A 19,091-nucleotide genomic window follows, 5' to 3' on the forward strand; every position below is an offset into this window, starting at 1 on the left:
AGCAAGTGCTACATATATCCATTTATGCTTTATAGTATTTTGCCAAATAATGCACTCACCTTCTGTTCATAAGGGAGTAATTTTTCAGCAGGCACACCACTTTCACGTAGCTCATTAAGCATATCTATGTACAAAGCCAATTTTTCATTTCTTAAAAAGTCTATTTTGCGTTCATCAAAAGGTACATGCAATACCTCTACACCTGCTTTTTCAAATAATTCTTGCGCATATGAATTGTTTTTATAGTCCGTTGCATAATAAATTCGCTCAATTCCTGCTTGAATAATTGATTTTGTACATGGTAGACAAGGGAAATGTGTAACATAAAGGTCTGCTCCTTTTGTCGGCGTTCCGTATTTTGCGCATTGTAGGAGTGCATTCATCTCTGCATGCACTGTACGTACACAATGATTATCAACAACATAGCAACCTTCTTCAATACAATGTTCATCACCTGTAATCGAACCGTTATACCCTCCTGCTATAATACGTTTATCGCGTACGACCGTCGCTCCGACTGCCAGTCTTGTACAAGTACTACGTAACGCGAGTAAATGGCTTTGTGCCATGAAAAATTGATCCCAAGTAATACGCTCCATATGACTACCTCCAAAATTTACTATCATTGTTTATGGACTGTGCATCATTGTCCCAGTCACTTTTCTACTATAGTGTAGCCCTTTTCGAAAAGGGTCGTCAACTTGATACTATATAACCAATTAGTTGACTGTAATTGAATCTTTAAGCATTTCAAAAGTTTTTTCGCCGATTCCAGTCACTTTTTTTATATCTTCTATTGTTTGAAAGCGTCCGTTTTCCTCACGATACGCAATAATGCTCTGTGCCTTTGACGGGCCAATACCTGCTAATGTTGTCAGTTCCGTATTATCTGCCTTATTAACATTCACCTTATTATTTGTTGACGTTTGGCTTCCAGCAGCAAAGGTGGCATTATTGAAACTGACCATCACTTCATCAAGCTGCTCACCTTTTACAGGTATATAAATAACCATTTCATCTTGCAACTTTTGGGCATGATTAATAAGACGTGTATCCGCATCTTCGCTATAACCGCCAGCAAGCTGTATAGCATCCATAATTCGTTGGTCAGGATTTAGCTCATAAACACCTGGGTGTAAGACAGCGCCCTTTATATCTATAAACACCTGCTGTAAGACCGCTTCTTCTGCAGGTTCTGTTATTGCTAATTGTTCTGTAGGTTGGATTGTTTCGATGAGCTCTTCTTGGGGAGGTGAAGAGTCAAAACTCGAAAAAAAGAAGTAACATAGTCCACTGATACCAAGTATGCTGGGGAGCAACATACTTTTTCTATACTTTTGCCATAAAGATTGGATCATACAAACCATCCTTTCTATGCAAAAGGCAATCATATGGAGTTAATTTCATCATATACTATCATTCTCGTATTGAAAAGTTGATTGATGCTATATTTCAAAAAGTGAATTGTTCTTGCCCGATGTGTCCAAAAAGTTATATTTAAGTAAAAAAAAGTTCGGTATAATACCGAACTTTTTTGAGTCACTTTTGCTTTTTTATTTCACTGCACGAATAAAAATGCGTTCGCTTTCGTATTCAGGTGCTTCATCTGTAAAATCTGCTGTAACTTCTACATCTGTAAAGCCAATTTCACGAAGCCATGTCATATATTGCTCAATTGGAAATGTGCGCTGGAAATGCTCCTCATCAAAACGTTCATACAAATTACTCGCTACATCTCGTACAAAAAACGTCATTTGATGAACAACAGAATGTTCATAATCGCCAGGCTCTGTATGCCATACATAGCTAATATCTCCATCATCATACGTAAATGGTCCGTCTAAAAAAATCTCATCCATTTTAAATAATGAATGGACATCAAAAAACAGTTGACCACCTTCACGTAAAGCATGGAAAATACGTTCTAGCGTCGAATAAACATCTGGTTGTTCCACAACATAGTTAAGCGAATCAATTGCAATCGTTACAACATCCAGTGCCTCAAAGCCTTCTAATTCATGCATCGACATACAGAATAGCGGTACTTGTAGACCTGCATCTGTAAAACGCTCTGCCGCTATAGCAAGCATATCTTCTGACAAATCGATGCCACTTACACTATAGCCAGTATTGGCTAACATAAGGCCAAGAACACCGGTCCCACAGCCAATATCTAAAAGCCTCGGGAAATGTTTGCTCGGTGCATGTTGCTCAATCCATTCCACATAGCTTTTATATGGAATATCAGTTTGGAGCTCATCGTATACATGAGCAAAACGTTCGTAGCTACTCACTTACGCCTCTGGTACGTCTAATTGTGGTGCATCGCCCCATAGACGCTCTAAGTTATAGTAAGCACGCTCATCCTTATGGAATACGTGTGCTACAACATCCCCTAGGTCTACTAAAATCCATCGTGCGCCATCGAAACCTTCCACGCGACGAATTTCATGTCCTTCTTTGACTGCTACATCTTGTAATTCCCGTGCAATCGCTTGTACTTGGCGATCTGAGTTCCCGTGTGCAATGATGAAGTAATCTGCTAATAGTGAAATACCTTGCATATTTAAAACGACAATATCCTCACCATGTTTGTCGTCGATTGCTTTGTAAGCTGCTTGTAATAAAGTTGAAGTCATCCTTCACTTTCCTCTCTTTTCATCATATCGTTATAACATGCTATAGATAATGGGTAAATTGCCTGCTTTGAATCAATTAAAAACGCTAATGTATGGCGTATACAGGCACTCATTGCCTTATCCAAATTTTTTTGAGCTTTTTTTCGCAGGCGTTCAACACCTTCAAAATTTCGATTTGGTTCAATCATATCTGCGACAAAAAGTATTTTTTCTAAACGACTCATTGCTACACGTCCTGTTGTATGAAAACGAATAGCATTTAATATATCTTCATCCGTAATGCCGAATTCACTTTCAGCAATATATGCCCCAACTGGACCATGTAGTAATTCACTGCCCCAGCCAATCAGCTGTTGATCTAATTTTTCGTCTTGAACGATGCGCTCCATCCATTCGACATCTGCATACTTTGCAATGTCATGGAGAATGGCTGCTGTTTCAGCTTTCTTCTCGTTCTCACCATAGATTTTTGCTAACGCGATGGCTGTTTCCATTACACCTAGTGTATGGATATAACGCTTTTCAGGCATACGTGGTTTAATCGCTGCTAAATACTGTTCGCGTTCCATAAAGACCTTCCTCTCGTATAAACGTCTCTACCGCTTCTGGCAGTAAAAAGGTTACCGTTCTACCAGTGGCAAGGCGTTCACGAATCAGTGTAGACGATAAATCGATTTGCGGTACTTCCACCATCAATACAGGATACTCCGTACGCGCTTCAGTACTTGGACGCTTTACGCCGACGAATTGAACGAGCTTCACTAGCTCATCAATGCGATACCACGTATGGAGTGAATCAATCATATCCCCACCAATGATAAAGTAAAATTTTACAGTCGGCTCTCTTTCACATAATGCAGCAAGTGTGTTATATGAATAGGATACGCCTCCCTTATCAACCTCATACGACTCCACACGAAAATGCTGATATGGTTGAATAGCACGTTCAACCATTTCTAATCGCTTCGCATCACTTGCATCATGAGGAGCTTGTTTATGAGGTGGTAATGCATTCGGCAAAAAACGTACCTCATCTAATTCCAATGCATGAAATACTTCGTTTGCCATCATTAGGTGTCCAATATGTGGTGGATTAAACGTACCTCCAAGTAAACCGACCTTCTTCATCGTTTCACCTTATTTCGCTACTTTTGGTAACACAATTTTTTTGTTGTTACGTGATTCTTTATATAAAACAACTGTTAATCCGATTAATTGAACAAGCTCAGCATGTGCACCTTTCGCAAGAGCTTCTGCTACTTCTTGTTTGTCATCTTCACAGTTATCTAAAATACGCACTTTAATTAGCTCACGTACTTCTAATGCTTCACGAATTTGCTTTGTCATTTCGTCATTCACGCCGCCTTTTCCTACTTGGAAAATCGGTGTTAAATGATGTGCTTCTGCACGTAAAAAACGCTTTTGTTTACCTGTTAACATAAAAATTATTGTCCTCCTAATTGCGCCTTCAATCGCGCAATCATTGAATTTGTTTTTGGATATTCGTCGAGCCAGTATTGGAACGCAATCGCACCTTGATGTACGAACATGCCAAGACCAGTTACTACAGTTGCACCTTTTTCCTCAGCCGCTTGTAAAAAAGGCGTCATTAATGGATTATACACAATATCTGCAACAATTGCGCCTTTCATTAGTCGATTCAGTGAAAATGGCATTGAAAAATCACCCGCAACAAGCCCCGCTGACGTCATTTGTACTAAAATGCCATAGTCAGCCAACGTTTCCTCAGCTTGCGCTAATGAAATCGCTCGACCTGTTCCAAGTTCATCGATAATTGCCTGAGCATTGGCAACTGTACGATTGGCAATCGTTAAATTCGTATAACCTTGTTGTTGCATCGCAAACGCTATGCCACGAGCTGCCCCTCCTGCTCCGATAAGAAGCACTGGCTTTTCTTTATGTGACTTGCCCACAGCCTCTTCCAACGAGCGAACAAAACCAAGCCCATCCGTATTGTATCCTTTTAACTTACCATCTTTTGTACGTACAACCGTATTTACCGCACCCATTTTTTCTGCTAGCTCATCTAACTCATCTAAAAAGGGAATGATTGCTGTCTTATGGGGAATAGTAACATTCCAACCACTTGCACCTAATGTTTTAAAACCAGCAACTGCCGCTTCTAACTGATTGGGTGTCACATGTACTGGAATATATGTTGCATCGATTGCCATTTCTTCAAACCAAACATTATGCATGGCTGGTGATTTTGAATGCTCGATTGGATCACCAATTACTGCAAACCACTTCTTCATGTCCTAGTTCCTCTTCTCTACTTTACTAATGATTAAATGAGTGATGGACGAATTGAAACTTGTACACCTTTTGGGGCATAAGCAGCAATAACTACATTAGCATGCTGTACCGTAATCCAACCAAGCCCTGAAAAGACGACATCTGTTTTTGCTTCTTTTATTGAAAACTCATGACGGATTAACTCAGGTAGCTTGTCAATAAAGTTTGCAGTCGGTGGTGCAAGTAATTCGCCCTTATGCTCAGCGTATAAATCATCTGCCTTTTCTAACTTCGTACGGTGGATTGGCAAATCATTTGCCACATGAATTGTGAATGCCGAACGTTCACCTTGAATGAAATCAAAGCGTGCTAGTGCACCAATGAATAATGATTGACCTGGATTTTGCTGATACACTTTCGGCTTAATTTCTTTTTTAGGCATAATATATTTTAATTCACTCGCATCAATGTAATGCGCCATTTGGTGGTGATTAATAATCCCTGGGGTATCATATAATGCACTACCATCATCGAGTGGAATTTCAATCATATCCAATGTAGTTCCTGGGAAATGAGAAGTTGTAATGACTTCCCCTTCACCTGTAGCCTGCTTAATAACGCGGTTAATAAACGTGGACTTCCCAACATTTGTACAACCTACTACGTAAACGTTTTGGCCTTTGCGATACTCGTCAATCGCTTCCATCGCCTCAGTCATTCCTTGTCCTTTATGTGCACTCACTAAAAGCACATCAATTGGTTGTAGGCCGAGTGCTTTTGCTTCACGTTTGAGCCAGTTGATAACCTTTTTAGGCTTTACTGATTTTGGAAGCAAATCAGCTTTATTCGCTACTAATAGCACTGGATTTTTGCCAACAAAGCGATGAAGCCCTGGCAACCAGCTACCATTGAAGTCAAAAATATCAACGATTTTCACGATTAAGCCTTGCTGTGTTCCAAGACCATTTAAAATACGTAGAAAGTCGTCATCTGTTAATGACACAGGTTGAATTTCATTGTAATTTTTCAAACGGAAGCAACGTTGGCAAATAACCACGTCTTTTTCTAATGATGATGGGGGTGCGTACCCTACTGCTGTTTTATCTTCTGTTTGAATTGTCGTACCGCAGCCAATACAATTTGGCATTTCGTTCATTCTTTTTCCTCCCAAGTAATTATTCCTTTTCGTTTTAAATCATTGAACACACGACGCTCAACGAAACGATTAAATTTTGTTACGAGCCCATCTGATTGTGCAACTGGTTTTACTAAAATAGTATGCAGTCCTAAACGATTGGCACCCATTACATCTGTTAGTAGTTGGTCTCCTACCATTACTACTTCATTTGGACGTAATCCTAATTGAATTACGGCACTATAAAAGGCATTTCGAAGTGGCTTTTTTGCTTTATGAATATACGGAATATTAAGCGGATCAGCAAAATGCTTTACACGCGCCTCTTTATTATTCGACGCGATGATAACGCGAATACCCGATTCCTTCATAATACGTAGCCAAATAATAAGCTCTTCCGTTGCATCTGCACGGTCCCATTCCACAAGCGTATTATCTAAATCTGTAATAATCCCTTTAATGCCTAATTCTTGAAGCTTTTCTGGTGTAATTTCAAAAATGCTTGTCACAAATTCATCTGGTAATAAAAAATTATACAAAATAGCGACCCCTAATCTAAACGTATTATTCGACCATTATAGCATATTTGCAAAGGCTTCACCCATGCGAATTGGACTTCCTTGCACAACATTGTCCGTAAATGTAATAGTATCTTTTTCAAATAGCATGACCACTGTCGAACCAAATGAAAAATAACCGACTTCCTCACCTTTTTCCCAATGTACTGTTGTATTTGTCAGCACAATGGAGTTGACAAAGGTAGCACCAACTTTAATAAATGCTATCTGCTGGTCATTTGCTACTTTTAACTCCGTTACAAGACGATAGTTATGAGAAATTGGTTTTTTACCATACGTGAGGCCAAGCTGATTGACAGGGAAAGACGTTTGTCCAAGTGTATATTGTCTTAATACAGTACCATCAATCGGGCTATGGATTCGATGATAATCAGCAGGACTTAAATAAAATACTATATAATGTCCATCGGCATATTGTGCAGCGCGATCATTATTACCTAGTAAATCCTGTAAGGAATAAGGCTTGCCTTTCACAAGGAAAGTCATATCCCATTCAATGCGCCCAAATGATTCCACTTTTGCATCTACTGGACTCGTATAAACGAAAGGACTTTGATCGATTGGTCGTGCATCCGTTAAAAGTTCCCTTGTAAAAAAATCATGTAAACTTGAAAATTGTTGTTGTTTTTTTGAAACTTCTTTAAGGTTAATATCGTATATTTTCATATAGCTTGGAATTATTCGCTTACTCCACTTCGCTTTAGCAATAGTTTGTAAAAGCTGGGAAGATTGTTTGCCATTCGTTAATTCTATTAAGCGTTGGTAAAGTTTCTCTTTCATAAAGTAAAACCCCTATCGATTAAATTAGACTGTCAATTTTTTCGCATCCGAAGTATAATGGTACAATATCTTAAGTGCAAAGGAGTGATCCGCCTTGTTTTTTTATCACAAGTTGGTGGATACGACGGTTAAGAAAATGAAATCGCACGCAGCAAACTTCATAACAATTAGTAATATGTCCTTTGGTGGCGCGGCCATAATGGCCACTTTACATGAATATTATAGCTATAGTGTCTTGTTTATCTTTATTGCTGCTCTTCTCGATCGCTATGATGGGAAAGTGGCACGTGCACTCGGACAGGTGTCCGAGTTAGGTAAGCAATTAGATTCTATGAGTGATATTATATCATTTGGTGTAGCCCCTGCATTATTAATGTATGAAGTTGTCCTAGTTGATTTTGGTTTCGCGGGCATGATGATGACCGTTCTTTATATCGTCTGCGGTGCGATGCGATTAGCTCGCTTCAACATTAGTGAAGCAAACGGTTATTTCACAGGACTACCGATTACAGCGGCTGGGACGCTATTAACATTAACGTATTTTGCATCTAATACGTTCCACCCAGCTTTTTATCTTTTCCTACTTCCCATTTTAGCTTTACTAATGATTAGTACATTCACGTTAAAAAAAGTGTAACAGCGCAATTGCTGTTGCACTTTTTTTCATTGAACGCCTTTTCTTAACATATACTGTCGAAAAATGGGGAAAGGATGAAATCATTCAATGAGCGGAATTTTTACTTCTATGTTGCAGTTATGGTTTGAAATTCCTGCGTTATTCGGTTATTTAAAAGGGCAAACATTCCATAAACCCTTTTCTAAAGAAGAGGAAGCTGCTTGTATTGAACGATTTTTAGGTGGAGATGAGCAAGCGCGTCTTGATTTAATCGAGCGCAATATGCGACTTGTTGCACATGTCGTAAAAAAATTCCATCCAAAGCACGAGCAACTTGATGACTATATTTCCATCGGTACAATCGGTCTAATGAAAGCCGTCGAAAGTTATACCCCTGATAAAAAGACGCGCCTTGCTACGTACGCAGCGCGCTGTATTGAAAATGAAATTTTAATGCACTTACGAACACAGAAAAAAGTACAAAAGGATGTATCCCTGTTTGAACCAATCGGTACAGACAAAGATGGGAACGCACTGCAAATTCGCGATTTACTACAATGCGATGAAGAAAGTGCGACAGAAAAATTAGAACATAAAGAGCATGTTGCTCAGTTGTATCATTATTTGCATATGCTTGATGAACGAGAGCTTGAAATTGTCACACTCCGCTATGGATTAAATCAACACGACGCACTTACCCAAAAAGAAATCGCTGCCCGCTTGAGCATTTCTCGTAGTTATGTATCTCGCATAGAAAAGCGAGCACTCATTAAACTCTATCAATTTTACAAAAGAGATCAAAAGTCTATTGAGTAATTTATTGTAATGTGTTATTCATAAAAATTCAATCAAGAATATTACCACTTGTTTTCAAAAATTACATCGAAGAGCTTATTTTGATTTAGCAGTTACTTGTTCCATATAAAAAGCTCCTTTAGGCTCAACAGCCACAAAGGAGCTTTCTATACAGTATTAATGAGTCGTTTCAGTAAGGTCGGCCGAAATAAGCGTGCCGATTAACATCGTAATGATGACGACACCTGCTGTTAAAAATAGCATAATGAATACCTCCCCTCTAACTATGAAGAGAATTAATTAATGCCATTGTAACATTGAAGATTCATTACGACTGTGATTTTTCTCACTTTTAAACTGTTCATTTTGTCTATTTCATGTAGATTTATAGAGACGAAATTGCCTTTAATACAATTTGTGTAGAGTGTTTAGCGGCTACTGGTAGAAACTCATCAAAGCTGATGTTCGATTCTTTTCCAGCAATATCCGATAATGCACGAATAACAACAAATGGTGTACCGAATTGATAGCACACTTGTGCAACAGCTGCCGCTTCCATTTCAACAGCTTTCATTTGTGGAAAATGCTGACGAACTGCTTCTACACGTACAGGATCATTCATAAAAGCATCACCTGAGCAAATTAGGCCAATACCGTATTGGTGTTCACCTACTGCTTTTACAGCTTCTTCAGCTACTTTCATGAGCTTTGCATCAGATTGGAAAGCAGCAGGCATTCCTGCCATTTGACCAATTTCATAACCGAAGATTGTCACATCGACATCATGATGGCGTACTTCATCAGAAATAACAACTGCTCCTACTTCAAGTGCCTCATCGTAGCCCCCAGCAGAACCCGTATTAATTACTACATCTGGCTTGAATTCATGCAATAAAATTGTTGTAGACATTGCTGCATTGACTTTACCAATACCGCTTTTTAATAATACTACTTCTTTTCCTTCATATGTCCCTGTTGTATACTCACTGCCAGCAATTGTTGTACTTTTAGCATCCTCCAAAGAAGCCCGTAGCAGCTCTACTTCCTCTTCCATTGCACCGATAACTGCGATTTTCATGAATCCATTACTTCCCTTCTACTATTCAACTCTAATTCTGTCTCTGTCTAGTTTGCATCTGCATTTTGATGATCTATATCCAATCAAAATCGAAATTATTCGCCAGACACTTCTCTAACCGATTGTTCCGCTTTCATTAAAGCTAGGAACGAATCCGTATTTCTTTGACCATCTTTAAAAATAATCAAAACAACAACTTTCGTCAATAGGCACCTTCTAATGTATTCAACTGTTCTAGCTTCACTGGCAGCCAGCCTTCGTTATCGATCCATTCCATACTGACCCGATACTTTTCACTCTTATCTTTCGTAGAAACTGTTGCAATTGCTTTATTTGCACCACCATTATTTTGTAGACGCCAAACAATCATATTATCATTTGTAATACCTGTAACAGCTGTAATCGTAGCGATTTTTTCTGCCCAATCGACAGATTGATCATCATACGATGATACATGCGCTCCTGTTTGCGTTGTAGGCGTTGCTTTCCAGTTTTTATCTGTCACAACACGTTCAACAATCGGATCGTCTGACGTCGTTTCCTCAGCCGTATTTTGTTCTGGCTGTTGTTCTTCCTCTTTAGGCTGTTCTTCGTCTTTAGACGGTTCTTCTTTCCCAGAGACGTCTTCCTCTTTCTGAGGTTCTTTCTCACCTTCATCGTTCTTTTGCTCCTGAACTGGGTCCTCTTTAACTGTTTCTTGTTTGTCATCCTGCCATTTAAACACATACGTTGCCGTTATAACAATCAGTATAATGACAATACCAATTAAAACATTCAACATTTTATCTAGCTTTTTATTGCGAGATGGCTGCAAATGACGACTGCTTCGTGTTTTTCGTTCACTCATGAAGTCTCCCCCTCTCTAGCCAATATTTTATCAAGTTCTACAGCGCTTGCAAAATAAAAACAGCTAGCTTCTCTAATAAAGAAGCTAACTGCTTGTACATCAGTGATTATTTAATTGAAATAATTTTCACTTTCATTTCGCCACCAGGTGTTTGTACAACTACTTCTTCACCTTCTGCTTTTCCAAGTAAGCCTTTTGCAATTGGTGATTCGTTCGAGATTCTGAATTCCATTGGATCTGCCTCTGCTGAACCTACGATTGTATAAGATTCTTTATCAGAAGATGGTTTACCGTTAATAATTTCAACGAATGTAACCGTTTTCCCAAGTGAAACTACACTGTTGTCGGTTTCATCTTCAGAAATAATAACTGCGTTACGAATCATTGATTTTAATGTAGAAATGCGGCCCTCTAAAAAGGCTTGTTCTTCTTTAGCTGAATCGTACTCAGCGTTTTCAGAAAGGTCACCGAAGTCGCGTGCGATTTTAATACGCTCTACGATTTCTTTACGTGTTTCTGTTTCTAATTTCACTAATTCTTCTTCTAATTTTCGTTTACCCTCTGCTGTCATTGGGTACTGTTTTTCATTTGACAAAGTACTTCACTCCTTATTTCATCAATATAAAAACATAAAACTCGACCAAATGCTTTAGAAAGTGCATTTAATCGAATTTTATTATTTTTAATCTCATTTCAAAATACGCTTTGACCTAATAGTATGCATGCGTTACAAAAATATGCTTTGAAATTCATGTAAATATTGTCAATACCACTCTATCTTATTACAATACGTTGTCAGTTTCAAGAATAGTTTTAATTTTCGTTACCATCAAATCAATTGCTACTCCATTTTCCCCACCTTCGGGAATAATAATATCAGCATAACGTTTAGTTGGTTCAATGAACATATTATGCATTGGGCGCACCGCAGATAAATACTGCTCTATAACGGAATCCGTTGTACGTCCACGCTCTTTAATGTCTCGGAGAATACGTCGAATAATACGTAAATCTGAATCCGTATCTACAAACAATTTTATGTCCATTAAACTACGTAAGTCCGCATCCTCTAATACTAAAATTCCTTCTAGTATAATAACATCTACTGGCTCAACATGGATAACTTCATTGGCACGTGTATGCTGTACATAGTCATATACAGGCTTATCGATAGACTGACGCTTTAATAATTTTTTAATATGATCAATTAATAAATCATTATCAAACGCTAGAGGATGGTCATAATTCGTTCCTAAACGTTCTTCAAATGTTAAATGACTTTGATCTTTGTAGTAATAGTCTTGCTCAATTACAACAACAGAATGCTCACGGAAAACATCATAAATAGCACGTGTCACACTCGTTTTACCTGAGCATGAACCACCAGCGATTCCGATGACAACTGGACGCTTGATTGCCATTAATTATTCTCCTTTCGCATCATGTTATGCGGTTGAAGCAACGTATCACATTTAAATTTAACAATTTGTAATGGATGACGTGCCGCATCTAAGCTATTGCCGTCCTCATCCCAGATTTCTCCCATTGTAATGCTGAAGTTTTCGATTTCTGGACCGAAAAATTCAACTTCATCACCGGGTTTAAAATAGTTACGTTGTTGCATTGTAACGATTTTCGTCTCTGGATCATGATTTAAAATAAGGCCTGCAAATTCGTATGTTGTTTTACGGCCATGAACGCCAAACATTTGCTCCTCGTGTCCTGGTGCATCATGGAAAAATGCCTCAGCTGTATCACGGTTTGCACATTTATCTAATTCTTCTAGCCATTCACGTTTAATTTTAAAATTCTCTGGATCAGCACAATAAGCATCAATCACTTTACGATACACAGAAACAACTGTAGCCACATAGTGAATTGATTTCATACGACCTTCTACTTTTAATGAATCAATACCAAGCTCAATCATATGCGGAATCGCTTCAATTAACTTTAAATCTTTCGGACTCATCGCAAATGGTGCATGGTTATCATCGAAAAGTGCTTTTTCCTCACCGTCTTCTAGCTCGTATAGGTCATAGTCCCAACGACAAGATTGGCAGCAGCCACCACGATTGGAGTCTCGCGCTGTCATATGATTTGATAGTACACAACGACCCGAATATGCGATACACATCGCCCCATGAACGAATGCTTCAATTTCGATGTCGACTTTTTCTTTCATTAGCTTCATCTCTTCGCCGCCAACTTCACGCGCTAACACTACTCGATGTAAGCCTTCTTCTTTCCAGTACTGCACAGCTTTCCAATTGGATAGTGACTGTTGTGTAGAAAGATGAATTTCAAGCTTCGGCGCAGCAGTTCGACATGTTTCGATAATTAGTGGGTCCGCTACAATAATGCCGGTAACTCCTGCAGATTCAATATCCTTCAAGTACTGCTCTAAACCATCCATATTTTCGTTATGAGCGAAAATATTTGTTGTTACGTAAATTTTTGCGCCGTATTGATTAGCGAACTCTACACCTTCACGCATATCATCGATAGAAAAATTATCTGCGTTTGAACGAAGACCGAATTCACGACCACCAATAAATACTGCGTCTGCACCATAATGGACAGCTACTTTTAGTTTTTCTAAGCTACCTGCAGGGGCAAGTAGTTCAGGTTTTTTTGTAATGACGCGCTTGCCGTTAACAACTTCACGAATTTTGTCATTTTGTTCTAATGCCAATGCCATATTCTTGCCACCTCCTAGTACACTGTTTCTTTGAAGATAAAGCCAGTATCGAGTGGTCGAATAGCAGGCTGGATATCTTCAATTTTAGCCAGTAAATCATCCTTAATATCGTCATATGCGTCTTCAGATTCGTCAAAATATGTGTCAATTGCTTGACGATATGCTTCCGTTACTGTGACAACATATTCTGGCGAGTGTAAAACACCTTCGATTTTAAATGCATCGATGCCTGCTTCAAATAACTCGCCAAGCTCATCGATAATGCACATATCGTTTGGACTAAAAATATGCGTACCGTTGTTATCCTCATAAATTGGATATTTATTGTTACGTTCATCATCGTGTAGGAACATATTACGGTTTTCCTGACGATTTTCTATTGCCATTATTTTATCTTGATAAAGGAAATAATGACCTAGTAATGGACGTTTTGATTGGAACATACAAGTCATACCGTGCACTTGCACTTCAACTTCTACTTCCGCGTTTTCCTTAATTTCTAGTACTTCATCTAGCGAAAGCTCACGTGCAAGAACAGCTCTTGTTGCACCACGTTTACCCCAATAATTTGCAGTAAACCAGTTTGTCGCTGTTGTTTCAGGATTCCAATGCAACGGAATTGTAACACCTTGCTCACGACGCACAATAATAACAGCAGGGTCGCCGTAAATTAAGCGATCTACACCTATACGTTGCATTTCTTTTAAGTATTCACCTAGTGCATCTAGTTTTTCGTTATGAAATAGCGCATTCACTGCAACATAAACCTTTTTGCCTGCTTCGTGAATTAGCTTCGTTGCTTCTTCAACTTCGCTCACAGAGAATTCTCCTGCAAGACGAAGACCAAATTGTTGTTCTCCAATGACAAAAGCATCTGCTCCAGCTGTTAAAAGTGCTTTTACATGGTCCACTGATTGCGGTGTGACAAGCAATTCAGGTTTTTTCATAGTCGTCACCTCTTCAAACATAATAATAAGCCATCCCCGACTGGTAAAAATGCACTTGTATATTCAGGATGGTGCATTATCCAATCAGTGAAATTTTTTAAATTTCGAATCATTGTCCGCTTGCGACGTGGCACGTCCTTTAAGTCCAAATCCGACAATCCGTGCATATACATATTATCGATATACAAGACTCCTCCTGATTTTACAAGTGGGGCATATTTCTCGAAAAACCGTTGATATTGTCCCTTCGCTGCATCAATAAAAATTGCATCGAAAGTTGTATGAATTGCCTCATCGTCTACCTCTAAGGCATCTCCCTCAATTACCGTAATACGGTTTGAAACAGATGAACGTGCAATATAATCTCTCGCTCGAGCTACACGCTCTTCATCGCGTTCAATCGTCACAATTTGCACATTTGGCAAAGCGTCTGCCATACGGATTGCTGAGTAACCAATTGCCGTGCCAATTTCTAATATTTTTGACGGATTTTGAATACGAAGTAACTGATTAAGCGCATCTATCCCAGCTAGTTGCATAATCGGTACATGATTTTCTTCCGCATATGCTTCCATTTCTAAAAGCAACTCATTACGTGGTTGAATAAAGGATTGTATATATGCATCCGATAATTCCATTGTAAAATTCACCCTCATTTAAAAGGAAACGAGCACATTCCCGTTGTCCAAACTTCATCATCACTTTGCTACAAAAAGAAAAAGACCAAACGTGATGTCTTGGTACTTTGCCATACAAAAATGAGCAATTGTTTGTCTATAAGCACGAAACAATTGCCACCACGTATTAATTGATTAAAAATCACAATTTATAATAGCACGAAAATAGAAGGAAAGCTATTTTTCTTTCCTTCTATTCATTTTATTGAGTTACATTCGTTTTTATTTACTAGAAACTACTCTGCTTGACGTAAATATTTTTCTACCTTTTGCAAATGCTCATCATAAGTTTTTGAGAAGTGGTTGACACCTTCTTTATCTGCTAGGAAATAGAAATAATCTGTTTTGCTCGGATTTAACGCTGCTTCAATCGAAGTTTTTCCAGCACCTGCAATTGGACCTGGCGGCAACCCTTTATTTTTGTAAGTATTATAAGCATTTTCTACTTCTAAATCTTCATATAAAACGCGGTCTTTATGTGAGCCAAGTGCATATAAAACAGTTGGGTCAGTTTGTAGAGGCATGCCTTCCTCAATACGATTATAGAAGACACTTGCAATTGTTTCACGATCTGTTTGTGCTGTTGCTTCTTCCTCTAATAATGAGGCAAAAGTTAGTAGTTGATGTACTGACATTTGTTTTTCTACTAGAACTTCACTGTAATTTTTCACAACATTATTCATAGCACCAATCATTTCTTCAGCGATTGCTTCTAACGAAGGTTTCTCTTCAAAATATGAATATGTTGCAGGGTATAAATAACCTTCTAAATCATAGCGAATATTGTCTGCTAATACCGCATCTGTAATAAGCTCTGGATAGTTGGCCATCATTTTTTGAACAAATGCTTCGCTTGTCACTAAATCCATAAACTCTTTTTGTGTGTAAGGCGTTTTCTTTTCAACGATTTTACCTATCTGATCAAGTGTTAAACCTTCAGGAATCGTCATCGTAAAGACAGGCTCACGATATACCTTCCCTGTTTTTAAGCTCTCAATTAGCTCGTCCAATGTCATGGATTGTGTTAAATCATAATTTCCTGCTTGGAATTGGGATTCATTTTTAAATTTTGCATAGTATTTAAAAACTTTTGCATCTTTAATAATGCCCTTTTTCTCTAGTAAAGCCGAAATCGAGCTTAAACTCGAGCCAATTGGTACTTCAACAGCAATTGTTTTTGTTGCATCTGGATCAACCGGTTTTAAAGCACTTTTTACGTAGTTGTAACCCATCAAACCTATAATCCCAAATACTAATACAAATGTAATGGCTATAATAGCTACTATTTTTCTCACAATTTTTACCTCAGTCTTTTTTTCCTGCATTTTTGAAAACATTTCTTGTTTTTTAGAACCGTTATCCACGGGTTTCCCCCCTATCACTATCCAATATCATACTAGAAATCAACTTTTACGACAAACAGAAATGGACAAATCAGGTGAAATTGCACACATAAAAAAATCTGCTAACACATTCTTTAGCAGATTTGATACTTTATAATTGCAAGGCTCCTTGCTTTTCTTCTACTAACAAGCCTTGTGCTAACTGAGAAATGACCACATCATCAGCTGGTGGATTAAAGCGGCTACATTGGACGTCTCGAAATAGACGTTGCAATTTATTAGATTTCGACAAACTGCGACCACCAACGATTTGCATCGCCTTTGTCACAATGTCAATGGCATGATGGCAAATAACATACTTAGCTATACTAACATCAGGCGCTAGTTGCTCCTTCAATGCCGGTTGCTGTTCTACTTGTGCAGCAATGCTATATAGTGTTCTGCGTGCTGTTTGATACAACACCTCTATTTCCCCAATCTTTTGTTGCACATGACTAGCATGGGCGATCGTATTTTCCAAACTATAGGAATACGTATTTTTCGCAAATTCGATTACATAATCTCTAGCTGCTCCTGCAATCCCTAAATATACAGCAGGAATTTCTAACGAATAAACCCGCCCATCTGCTAAAAACCGATTTACTTCATTCGGACGATGACGATATAATAATGCGTCATCCTGTACAAAGGTATCATGAAATATAATATCATGACTGCCTGTCGCACGCATGCCCATAGCATCCCATGTATTAACAACTTCTACTTGTTCATTTTTCTCAATGAGAAATTCAGCAGTTACATTTTCATCTTCTACATAGGCGATAATAGTAAATTGCTTTAAAATTGGCGCTAATGAAGCAAACGCCTTTTCACCAGAAATAATATACCCCCCCGAAACCTTTTTAGCTGTCGTTCCTGGCATACTACCACGTGAAATATTGCCCTTTCCTCGTTCACTATTAATAATATTTAATAGCGATCCTTCCTCTACTGCCTTACGACTCAATTCTGCAAATACATGCTCAGGCCACGCCTTTGCCTCTCGGACATTTAAAAAGGTTAACAAATGCCAACCAACGGCTAAAGCAGTTGACCCATCTCCTTTAGCAAGCTGTTCTTGCACTAATAGCATTTCATAGAGTGAGATTTCATCCCCACCGTATTTCTTAGGTACAGTCAATCGGAAATAACCTGCATCCTCTAAAATTTTAAAATGTTCGAATGGAAACGCACCACTTTCATCATAAACAGCAGCCGTTTCTTCAATTTGTTCAGCAAGTTTGCGCGCATATTGAACAAGGTGTTGCTCTCGCTCATTTCGAATAAATATATCACTCATCACTGGATCACCTTACTTTTGACAAATCGATTTTGTGGTTTTTTCAACCCTAAATGCTCACGTAATGTTGATCCCGTATAATCTTCACGATAGATTCCACGTTCCTGCAAAATTGGTACCACTTTTTCCACAAAGCTTTCTAAATCACGCGGTAACAACGGGAATTGAAGCATAAATCCATCCGCTGCCTTCTCCGTTAACCAACGTTCCATCTCATCAGCAATTTGCACGGCTGTTCCAACAAAAGCATCACGTCTTGCTGGACCAAAAAGACGGGCATATAAATCGCCGACTTTTAAATTTTCTTTTTTAATAATATCTAAATGCTCATCAAAATGACTTTGTATACTGTTAACGACTGGAAAATCAACTTCAATCGCAGGTGTATCAAGTGCATACTTCGAAAAATCAACATTGCCCATATAACCTGAAACAAACTTCAAGCTCTCATACGGATCTACTAAGGATTGTAACTCATTATATTTACGTATTGCCTCTTCTTCTGTTTCACCAACAATTGGAGATATGCCTTGTAAAACAAGCAATTCGTCCTCAGTGCGACCAAATGGCACTAGTTGTGCCTTTAAATCGCGATAATGCACCTTTGATTTTTCGATATCATCCCAGTGCACAAAAACAACTTCAGCTGTCCGTGCAGCTAATTTTTGCCCTGGCTTAGATGCTCCTGCCTCAACTATGACAGGCTGCCCTTGTATTGAACGCGCAATGTTTAACGGACCCTTCACAGATAAATATTTACCTTTGAATGCTGTTTCATGAACTTTTTGTTGGTCATAAAAAATATTGTTTTCGCGATCATAGATAAATGCGTCATCCTCCCACGAATCCCATAACGACTGGACGACGTCAATAAATTCTTCCGCACGCTCGTAGCGATGATCGTGCTCCCAATGTTTATCACGACTAAAGTTTAGAGCTGTTTCACCTGTTGCGTCTGCCGTTGTTACTAAGTTCCATGCGACACGTCCATTACTTATATGATCGATGGACATTAATTGTCTTGCTAACACATACGGCTCACTATAAGTAGTTGAGGCTGTTGCACCAAGGCCTATTTTTGACGTTGCCGCTGCCAGCGCTGTAATTTGGATTAATGGGTCAAATCGATTTAAAATATGTGGGTGGGAATCGTGATTAATTGCTAAGCTATCCGCAACGAAGGCAATATCAAACTTCCCTTTTTCGGCAAGCTGTGCTGCTTTCTGTAAAGCCTTTATATCGATGCTTGCATCGACCTGCGCTAAAGGATGCTTCCATGCTGCAACATGCATTCCTGCCCCAATTAAATATAAAGCAAGCTTCAATTGTTTTTTCTCTGTCATTTTTCATCATCTCTCCT

23 protein-coding genes are annotated in these 19,091 nt (G+C 38.6%); 2 read left to right on the forward strand and 21 right to left on the reverse strand.

The window, feature by feature from the left end; genetic code table 11:
• Nucleotides 1-29 precede the first annotated feature (29 nt).
• From ACIP9G_RS05180 to ACIP9G_RS05230, 11 genes are all read right to left on the reverse strand, one after another.
• On the reverse strand, nt 30-599 hold the full coding sequence (locus tag ACIP9G_RS05180; RefSeq protein ID WP_340823543.1) for a ComE operon protein 2: 570 nt from the start codon (nt 597-599) through the stop codon (nt 30-32).
• A gap of 120 nt (nt 600-719) precedes the next feature.
• On the reverse strand, nt 720-1,358 hold the full coding sequence (locus ACIP9G_RS05185; protein ID WP_401017926.1) for a helix-hairpin-helix domain-containing protein: 639 nt from the start codon (nt 1,356-1,358) through the stop codon (nt 720-722).
• 195 nt (nt 1,359-1,553) lie between these two features.
• Nucleotides 1,554-2,294, reverse strand: coding sequence for a class I SAM-dependent DNA methyltransferase (locus ACIP9G_RS05190; protein WP_401017928.1), 741 nt, complete (start codon nt 2,292-2,294; stop codon nt 1,554-1,556).
• Nucleotides 2,295-2,639, reverse strand: coding sequence for a ribosome silencing factor (gene rsfS / locus ACIP9G_RS05195; protein ID WP_340823538.1), 345 nt, complete (start codon nt 2,637-2,639; stop codon nt 2,295-2,297).
• On the reverse strand, nt 2,636-3,208 hold the full coding sequence (yqeK, locus tag ACIP9G_RS05200) for a bis(5'-nucleosyl)-tetraphosphatase (symmetrical) YqeK (protein WP_340823537.1): 573 nt from the start codon (nt 3,206-3,208) through the stop codon (nt 2,636-2,638). Before yqeK ends, rsfS begins: the two co-directional genes overlap by 4 nt.
• Nucleotides 3,177-3,767, reverse strand: a complete 591-nt coding sequence (locus ACIP9G_RS05205) for a nicotinate-nucleotide adenylyltransferase (protein WP_340823536.1) — start codon at nt 3,765-3,767, stop codon at nt 3,177-3,179. The genes yqeK and ACIP9G_RS05205 overlap by 32 nt, the downstream gene beginning before the upstream one ends.
• Nucleotides 3,768-3,776: 9 nt before the next feature.
• Entirely contained in the window at nt 3,777-4,079 is a 303-nt protein-coding gene (yhbY, locus tag ACIP9G_RS05210) for a ribosome assembly RNA-binding protein YhbY (RefSeq protein ID WP_139860444.1), read from the reverse strand.
• A gap of 5 nt (nt 4,080-4,084) precedes the next feature.
• Nucleotides 4,085-4,915, reverse strand: a complete 831-nt coding sequence (gene aroE, locus ACIP9G_RS05215) for a shikimate dehydrogenase (RefSeq protein WP_401017931.1) — start codon at nt 4,913-4,915, stop codon at nt 4,085-4,087.
• A 32-nt stretch (nt 4,916-4,947) separates the two neighbouring features.
• Nucleotides 4,948-6,051 carry a ribosome biogenesis GTPase YqeH gene (gene yqeH, locus ACIP9G_RS05220; RefSeq protein WP_401017933.1) on the reverse strand — a complete coding sequence of 368 codons (1,104 nt, stop codon included), beginning with the start codon at nt 6,049-6,051 and terminating at the stop codon, nt 4,948-4,950.
• Nucleotides 6,048-6,569 (reverse strand): YqeG family HAD IIIA-type phosphatase, encoded by a 522-nt coding sequence (locus ACIP9G_RS05225; RefSeq protein ID WP_172772137.1) that lies wholly within the window; start codon nt 6,567-6,569, stop codon nt 6,048-6,050. Before ACIP9G_RS05225 ends, yqeH begins: the two co-directional genes overlap by 4 nt.
• A gap of 36 nt (nt 6,570-6,605) precedes the next feature.
• On the reverse strand, nt 6,606-7,388 hold the full coding sequence (locus tag ACIP9G_RS05230) for a phosphatidylserine decarboxylase (protein ID WP_340823531.1): 783 nt from the start codon (nt 7,386-7,388) through the stop codon (nt 6,606-6,608).
• A 136-nt stretch (nt 7,389-7,524) separates the two neighbouring features.
• On the opposite strand from ACIP9G_RS05230, the gene pssA reads away from it, so the two are divergent.
• On the forward strand, nt 7,525-8,025 hold the full coding sequence (gene pssA / locus ACIP9G_RS05235; protein WP_173477657.1) for a CDP-diacylglycerol--serine O-phosphatidyltransferase: 501 nt from the start codon (nt 7,525-7,527) through the stop codon (nt 8,023-8,025).
• 87 nt (nt 8,026-8,112) lie between these two features.
• Nucleotides 8,113-8,820 carry an RNA polymerase sporulation sigma factor SigK gene (gene sigK, locus ACIP9G_RS05240; protein WP_340823529.1) on the forward strand — a complete coding sequence of 236 codons (708 nt, stop codon included), beginning with the start codon at nt 8,113-8,115 and terminating at the stop codon, nt 8,818-8,820.
• A gap of 364 nt (nt 8,821-9,184) precedes the next feature.
• On the opposite strand, the gene mtnN is transcribed toward sigK, so the two are convergent.
• The 10 genes from mtnN to ACIP9G_RS05290 form a co-directional block, all read right to left on the reverse strand.
• Entirely contained in the window at nt 9,185-9,877 is a 693-nt protein-coding gene (gene mtnN, locus ACIP9G_RS05245) for a 5'-methylthioadenosine/S-adenosylhomocysteine nucleosidase (protein WP_401009199.1), read from the reverse strand.
• Between the two features lie 202 nt (nt 9,878-10,079).
• Nucleotides 10,080-10,724, reverse strand: a complete 645-nt coding sequence (locus ACIP9G_RS05250; protein ID WP_401017938.1) for a YrrS family protein — start codon at nt 10,722-10,724, stop codon at nt 10,080-10,082.
• A 106-nt stretch (nt 10,725-10,830) separates the two neighbouring features.
• On the reverse strand, nt 10,831-11,319 hold the full coding sequence (greA, locus tag ACIP9G_RS05255; protein WP_340823525.1) for a transcription elongation factor GreA: 489 nt from the start codon (nt 11,317-11,319) through the stop codon (nt 10,831-10,833).
• 187 nt (nt 11,320-11,506) lie between these two features.
• Complete coding sequence (gene udk, locus ACIP9G_RS05260) at nt 11,507-12,145, reverse strand: uridine kinase (protein ID WP_340823524.1); 639 nt, start codon at nt 12,143-12,145, stop codon at nt 11,507-11,509.
• Nucleotides 12,145-13,425 carry a peptidase U32 family protein gene (locus ACIP9G_RS05265; protein ID WP_401017942.1) on the reverse strand — a complete coding sequence of 427 codons (1,281 nt, stop codon included), beginning with the start codon at nt 13,423-13,425 and terminating at the stop codon, nt 12,145-12,147. Before ACIP9G_RS05265 ends, udk begins: the two co-directional genes overlap by 1 nt.
• 14 nt (nt 13,426-13,439) lie before the next feature.
• Entirely contained in the window at nt 13,440-14,372 is a 933-nt protein-coding gene (locus tag ACIP9G_RS05270) for a peptidase U32 family protein (RefSeq protein ID WP_340823520.1), read from the reverse strand.
• 5 nt (nt 14,373-14,377) lie between these two features.
• Nucleotides 14,378-15,010: an O-methyltransferase gene (locus ACIP9G_RS05275; protein ID WP_340823519.1), complete on the reverse strand. Its 633-nt coding sequence runs from the start codon at nt 15,008-15,010 to the stop codon at nt 14,378-14,380.
• 275 nt (nt 15,011-15,285) lie between these two features.
• Entirely contained in the window at nt 15,286-16,413 is a 1,128-nt protein-coding gene (mltG, locus tag ACIP9G_RS05280; RefSeq protein ID WP_340823518.1) for an endolytic transglycosylase MltG, read from the reverse strand.
• Between the two features lie 130 nt (nt 16,414-16,543).
• Nucleotides 16,544-17,731 carry an acyl-CoA dehydrogenase family protein gene (locus tag ACIP9G_RS05285; protein ID WP_401017945.1) on the reverse strand — a complete coding sequence of 396 codons (1,188 nt, stop codon included), beginning with the start codon at nt 17,729-17,731 and terminating at the stop codon, nt 16,544-16,546.
• Entirely contained in the window at nt 17,731-19,074 is a 1,344-nt protein-coding gene (locus ACIP9G_RS05290) for an LLM class flavin-dependent oxidoreductase (protein ID WP_401017948.1), read from the reverse strand. The genes ACIP9G_RS05285 and ACIP9G_RS05290 overlap by 1 nt, the downstream gene beginning before the upstream one ends.
• Nucleotides 19,075-19,091: the final 17 nt, after the last annotated feature.

This window comes from Lysinibacillus sp. NPDC093197 (assembly GCF_044754025.1).
In the GTDB taxonomy this organism is placed as follows: Bacteria; Bacillota; Bacilli; order Bacillales_A; family Planococcaceae; genus Lysinibacillus.

What these genes read in the sequence shown, in the direction of transcription:
- ACIP9G_RS05285 (WP_401017945.1), bottom strand. Translation starts at nt 17,731, where the DNA reads ATGAGTGATATATTTATTCGAAATGAGCGAGAGCAACACCTTGTTCAA.
- ACIP9G_RS05270 (WP_340823520.1), bottom strand. Translation starts at nt 14,372, where the DNA reads ATGAAAAAACCTGAATTGCTTGTCACACCGCAATCAGTGGACCATGTA.
- ACIP9G_RS05230 (WP_340823531.1), bottom strand. Translation starts at nt 7,388, where the DNA reads ATGAAAGAGAAACTTTACCAACGCTTAATAGAATTAACGAATGGCAAA.
- yqeH (WP_401017933.1), bottom strand. Translation starts at nt 6,051, where the DNA reads ATGAACGAAATGCCAAATTGTATTGGCTGCGGTACGACAATTCAAACA.
- ACIP9G_RS05275 (WP_340823519.1), bottom strand. Translation starts at nt 15,010, where the DNA reads ATGGAATTATCGGATGCATATATACAATCCTTTATTCAACCACGTAAT.
- yhbY (WP_139860444.1), bottom strand. Translation starts at nt 4,079, where the DNA reads ATGTTAACAGGTAAACAAAAGCGTTTTTTACGTGCAGAAGCACATCAT.
- mtnN (WP_401009199.1), bottom strand. Translation starts at nt 9,877, where the DNA reads ATGAAAATCGCAGTTATCGGTGCAATGGAAGAGGAAGTAGAGCTGCTA.
- ACIP9G_RS05180 (WP_340823543.1), bottom strand. Translation starts at nt 599, where the DNA reads ATGGAGCGTATTACTTGGGATCAATTTTTCATGGCACAAAGCCATTTA.
- ACIP9G_RS05265 (WP_401017942.1), bottom strand. Translation starts at nt 13,425, where the DNA reads ATGGCATTGGCATTAGAACAAAATGACAAAATTCGTGAAGTTGTTAAC.
- udk (WP_340823524.1), bottom strand. Translation starts at nt 12,145, where the DNA reads ATGGCAATCAAGCGTCCAGTTGTCATCGGAATCGCTGGTGGTTCATGC.
- ACIP9G_RS05185 (WP_401017926.1), bottom strand. Translation starts at nt 1,358, where the DNA reads ATGATCCAATCTTTATGGCAAAAGTATAGAAAAAGTATGTTGCTCCCC.
- ACIP9G_RS05250 (WP_401017938.1), bottom strand. Translation starts at nt 10,724, where the DNA reads ATGAGTGAACGAAAAACACGAAGCAGTCGTCATTTGCAGCCATCTCGC.
- pssA (WP_173477657.1), top strand. Translation starts at nt 7,525, where the DNA reads ATGAAATCGCACGCAGCAAACTTCATAACAATTAGTAATATGTCCTTT.
- ACIP9G_RS05290 (WP_401017948.1), bottom strand. Translation starts at nt 19,074, where the DNA reads ATGACAGAGAAAAAACAATTGAAGCTTGCTTTATATTTAATTGGGGCA.
- yqeK (WP_340823537.1), bottom strand. Translation starts at nt 3,208, where the DNA reads ATGGAACGCGAACAGTATTTAGCAGCGATTAAACCACGTATGCCTGAA.
- aroE (WP_401017931.1), bottom strand. Translation starts at nt 4,915, where the DNA reads ATGAAGAAGTGGTTTGCAGTAATTGGTGATCCAATCGAGCATTCAAAA.
- ACIP9G_RS05205 (WP_340823536.1), bottom strand. Translation starts at nt 3,767, where the DNA reads ATGAAGAAGGTCGGTTTACTTGGAGGTACGTTTAATCCACCACATATT.
- rsfS (WP_340823538.1), bottom strand. Translation starts at nt 2,639, where the DNA reads ATGACTTCAACTTTATTACAAGCAGCTTACAAAGCAATCGACGACAAA.
- sigK (WP_340823529.1), top strand. Translation starts at nt 8,113, where the DNA reads ATGAGCGGAATTTTTACTTCTATGTTGCAGTTATGGTTTGAAATTCCT.